The organism is Micromonospora sp. LOL_024 (genome assembly GCF_048060415.1).
GTDB lineage: Bacteria > Actinomycetota > Actinomycetes > Mycobacteriales > Micromonosporaceae > Micromonospora.
On record NZ_JBHMIS010000089.1, the window covers coordinates 1 to 4,013 of the forward strand.

The window sequence follows — 4,013 nt, forward strand, 5'->3', positions numbered from 1 at the left end:
CCGACGTGGACGTGTCGCCCTCCAACAAACGGCTACTCAAAACTGAGACAGAACACTAGCGCACCGCCAAGCGGTGGACGCCGGCCTGTCCGCCGTCGACGGGATCAACGACGCGCTCGATGAGATCACCCAGCCGACGTGCGTGGCCTCCAGCGGTACGCACGAGAAGATGTGCCACACCCTGGGCCGCACCGGCCTGTATCCCCGCTTCGACGGCCGCATCTTCAGCGCAACTGAGGTCGCCCACGGCAAGCCCGCCCCCGACCTGTTCCTGCATGCGGCGGCGACGATGGGTGTCCCGCCCGCGGCGTGCGTCGTGGTCGAGGACAGCCAGTACGGAGTCCAAGCGGCACGCGCCGCCGGGATGCGCTGCTTCGGCTATGCCGGCGGGTTGACCCCCGCGCACCGGCTCGAAGGCCCGAACACGGTGGTCTTCGACGACATGCGCAAACTTCCGGCTCTGCTGAACACGGCCTGACCATCTGCGACTCCCACAGATTCAACCGCGCCACGGACCGAGAGGCCCGTGGTGCTCATGAGCCAGCACCGCCGGCTGCGATGAATCCGCGTGACCTGCTGGCCGTGGTACGCCGGTTGGTGCGTGAGCTCCATGACGCCGGTGTGGCCAGGGGCACCGTCCTCGACACGTTCGGATGGCACCTGTACCGGCCCGGTGGGACGCTGCGTATCGCGCGCCTCGCGGCAGGTCCGAATGGCCTGCCGGTAAACGCTGTACCTCCCGCCGAGGCCCCTGTGCGGAGCAGATGGTCGCTGTCATAGCCTGCAGCAATGACTGAGGGGCCGGCTCGGTTTGGTGGACGCAGCGACGTCGTCCTGGCGGTGGTCTTGGATTGTGCCGACCTGGATCGCTCGGGGACGTTCTGGTGCGAGGCACTCGGGTACGTGGCTGAACCGCTCCCGCCAGGACGCTACCGGCGGCTGCTGCCCGCCGACGGGAACGGCGTTGAGCTGCTGTTGCAGCGAGTTCCTGAACCAAAGGCGCACAAGAACAGAGTGCACCTGGATCTGCGCGTACCCGACCTCGAGGCCGAAGTGGCCAAACTGGTGTCTCTGGGAGCGCGGTGCATCACGGACAGTCCCATCGAAGAAGACGGCTGGGCCTGGCACGTCCTCACCGACCACGACGGCAACGAATTCTGCGTGCTGCGGCACTCGGCGGGTCGCGTCTAGCCAGCGTCAGCGCTCAGCCCCAGATTGTGCTGTTCGAGGGCGGCATCGATGATGTCCAGTGCTTTCGGCCCCATGCCGTGCAACCTGGCAAGCTCTGCGCGGGGCACACCCGCGAGCTGGCGTAGGGCCGTGTAGCCGGCGGCGTTCAGCGCCCGCGTCGCGGGTGCGCTGATCTTCGGCAAGGTGTCAAGGGACGAATCCACCGCTCGATGCTAGACCGCCGATCCCCGCCCGATGGACTCGTCGCGGCATAAGCGTGCACGTCGCCTGAGGTAGCTTCTGCGGATGCCTCATGATCCGTTGCAGGTGCCCACCGAATCTCGCGCGGAGCCGACGGCGGCTGCCCGCGCTGCCATCGACATCGATCCGGCTGCCGCGGAGGACATCATCCGCTCGACTGAGCCATTTTGGGACGCGATGGAACGAGCCGGTGGTCTCGTGGACTCGTGGGGTGGCGGCGAGTTCAGCTACGTCCCGCCGAGGGTCTTGTCGTTCATCGGGCAGACCGTCAATCCGTAGTGCAATCGGCGACCCCTCCGCCTGTCGCCGGCGAGACCGGACGGCACCTCGCTCAAGCGATCGTGACGCTGCGCGGCGCGCGGTCGGCGGCCAGATGCGCGCACACGATCAAAGCTCGGATCCACCGCTCGTCGGCGCAACGGAGGAATGACTGATGGACCAGCCGGCGATGTCGAAGGTGAGGCACGCTGGTCGCGGCTACATCGTCGTACAGGTCACCACCGGCGGCCCGTGTGACGTCGGAGCCGCACTATGCTTCGACCGCAACGGCCGTGTTCTGGTTGGCGGTCAGTCGCCACTGACCGTCCTCCTTGGACATCACATACATCGGAGTGCCCTCACCCAGCTCGATCACCGGTTCACCCGTCAGGGAGAAGTACCGCTGGCGAACCTTGACCGCAGCGACGTCCTCCCGGATGAACAGCACGTGCACGACCTCGTATGAAGGGATAAGTTCTCGCATCGCACCGGGCAGAACCTGCTTGGTGAACGCCGCGATGGCGCCCCGGCCGACGAGGAGCTTGCCGGCTCTGGTGGTCCAGATCGCATCCTCGCGGAACAGGGAGACGAACTCCTCGACCAGTTCCTCGCGTTGCGCGTGTTCGAGAGCGGCGACGACGTGTTCGATGGCGGTGATCTCAGCTTGACGGTCCATGACACGATCGTGGCACCTCAACCGAACTTCAGATCAAGTGCAGTGTGACCCCGGACTACATCTGCACCACCAGTCGATCAACCGTCACGTCCGATCGTGTCCGCAACGCCGCCCATGCCGTCATCGAAGCGGCATCGGCGATCGGATGCGCGCACATCGGCACGAGCGGACACCCATGTGCTCGGACGTAGCACGGATGGCGACTACCGATGGTGGCGGACGCTCAGGCGCTGGCGCGCCCGGTCGGCGGCATGTGAGTGCGCCGACGCTGTTACGGATTGACGGTGTTCTGCGCATTGCTATCGCGGGTTGCCCAGCCGGTGTCGTAGCCATCGGGTTGCGGCTGTTGCGAGGCGGAGTTTCTCCTCGGTGATGGCTTGCAGCGCGGTGGGCATCGGTGCCAGTGCGCCCGCCATGAGGAAGCCGGTATGCGCGGCGAGGATCGTATCGAAGGAAGGTGGCGGGCAGTTCAGAGCCGGCAAGGCGGCGTGCAGGTACGGTTCGGGATCGATGCCGTCGGCTGCCACGCCGGTCAGCAGCGCGATGAGGTCGGTGACGGGGGCGCCGAGCCGGGCGTGCGGCCAGTCGACGAAGATCACGCGGTCACCGCTGAGTAGGACGTTGTGTGGGTACCGGTCGCAGTGCACGAGTGAGTCGCCCTGTGCCGCGTGCAGCCCTTGCTGCTCGATCGCCGTCAGTCGTTCGAGGTGGCGCGACGCCCATGTCGAGACGGTGTGCAGCCGGGCGATGCTGGACGGGTCGAGTGCGATGCCGGTCCAGCCGCCGAGTCGCGGGTGGTCGCGCGGGAGTTCGATCGGTGACGGTGTGGTCGCCTGAGCGAAGGCGACTGCCTGCGCGACGACGCGCCGGATCTGCGCTGCCGTCCAGGGTTGCCCCGGAGCGACGCCGTCCACATGCTCGAAGAAAAGAATCACCCACCGGCCGTCGTCGTGCGTGTTCAGCAGCCAAGGCACGGGCAGGCCCTTCGGAAGCCGCCCAGCCACTTCGATCTCAGCCCGGTAATGCGACGCCTCGACCGGCCATAGCTGCGCGTCCACTGCCTTGACGAAGGCCCGGTGGCCACCCCGCAGGGTGAGCCGGGAGGCGAAGCCGGGCGAGAAGCCGCCGGCACAACTCTCGGTGAACGCCACAGCGCCACCCAGCAGACCTTCGATACACCCTCGAACCGATGCCGGCAGTTCGGCCCAGCGGGGTCGTTTCCTACTCGCGAACAAGGCCGTACTCCTCAACTGTGAGCAAAGGCTCTCACCACCGGCGAGACGAAACTGCTGGCCAGCGACCGGGTAGACGCGTTCAGCGTCGGCCACGTCAACGCCTGCGACTGCCGGAGGCAAGGATGCTCCGTAGCGAGCAGTTCGCGGCCAGAAGCGGATGGCGGGTGGCCCGTCGTGCAACGACCACGAGTAACCTGCCCAGGTTGCTTGAGCACGCCGGAGGACGCTGTGAGTTGGGACATTCTCATCTTTGACGCTCCGGCCCACGCCAGGTCGGTTGACCAGGTACCGCAGGACTTCAATCCGCCGCCCTTGGGCACTGGGCCGGATGTCAGAGGGTGGTTCGGAGTGTTAGGGCGTGTCTCCTGGATCTTGGGGTGCGGTTCGGCTATCCATGTTTGTCGTGAGTGGGC

The 4,013-nt window shown here is 66.5% G+C and carries 5 protein-coding genes and 1 pseudogene; 3 read left to right on the forward strand and 3 right to left on the reverse strand.

The window, feature by feature from the left end; translation table 11 throughout:
• Positions 1-55: 55 nt before the first annotated feature.
• Positions 56-478, forward strand: a pseudogene (locus ACFHWY_RS28000) (HAD-IA family hydrolase); the annotation flags it as partial.
• A 311-nt stretch (positions 479-789) separates the two neighbouring features.
• The gene (locus tag ACFHWY_RS28005) at positions 790-1,191 is read left to right on the forward strand and encodes a VOC family protein (protein ID WP_416583244.1); all 402 of its coding nucleotides are present in this window, start codon (positions 790-792) and stop codon (positions 1,189-1,191) included.
• On the opposite strand, the gene ACFHWY_RS28010 is transcribed toward ACFHWY_RS28005, so the two are convergent.
• Positions 1,188-1,394, reverse strand: a complete 207-nt coding sequence (locus ACFHWY_RS28010) for a DNA-binding protein (RefSeq protein WP_416583245.1) — start codon at positions 1,392-1,394, stop codon at positions 1,188-1,190. The two genes, ACFHWY_RS28005 and ACFHWY_RS28010, sit on opposite strands and share 4 nt — an antisense overlap.
• Positions 1,395-1,476: 82 nt before the next feature.
• Here ACFHWY_RS28010 and ACFHWY_RS28015 point away from each other — a divergent pair, with 82 nt between their 5' ends.
• Positions 1,477-1,710, forward strand: coding sequence for a hypothetical protein (locus ACFHWY_RS28015; protein WP_416583246.1), 234 nt, complete (start codon positions 1,477-1,479; stop codon positions 1,708-1,710).
• A 250-nt stretch (positions 1,711-1,960) separates the two neighbouring features.
• Here ACFHWY_RS28015 and ACFHWY_RS28020 read toward each other — a convergent pair whose 3' ends face one another.
• Positions 1,961-2,365 (reverse strand): SgcJ/EcaC family oxidoreductase, encoded by a 405-nt coding sequence (locus ACFHWY_RS28020; RefSeq protein ID WP_416583247.1) that lies wholly within the window; start codon positions 2,363-2,365, stop codon positions 1,961-1,963.
• Between the two features lie 299 nt (positions 2,366-2,664).
• Positions 2,665-3,516, reverse strand: a complete 852-nt coding sequence (locus tag ACFHWY_RS28025; protein ID WP_416583248.1) for a phosphotransferase — start codon at positions 3,514-3,516, stop codon at positions 2,665-2,667.
• Positions 3,517-4,013: the final 497 nt, after the last annotated feature.

Coding starts and splice junctions, on each gene's coding strand:
- ACFHWY_RS28020 (WP_416583247.1), bottom strand. CDS start 2,365: ATGGACCGTCAAGCTGAGATCACCGCCATCGAACACGTCGTCGCCGCT.
- ACFHWY_RS28005 (WP_416583244.1), top strand. CDS start 790: ATGACTGAGGGGCCGGCTCGGTTTGGTGGACGCAGCGACGTCGTCCTG.
- ACFHWY_RS28015 (WP_416583246.1), top strand. CDS start 1,477: ATGCCTCATGATCCGTTGCAGGTGCCCACCGAATCTCGCGCGGAGCCG.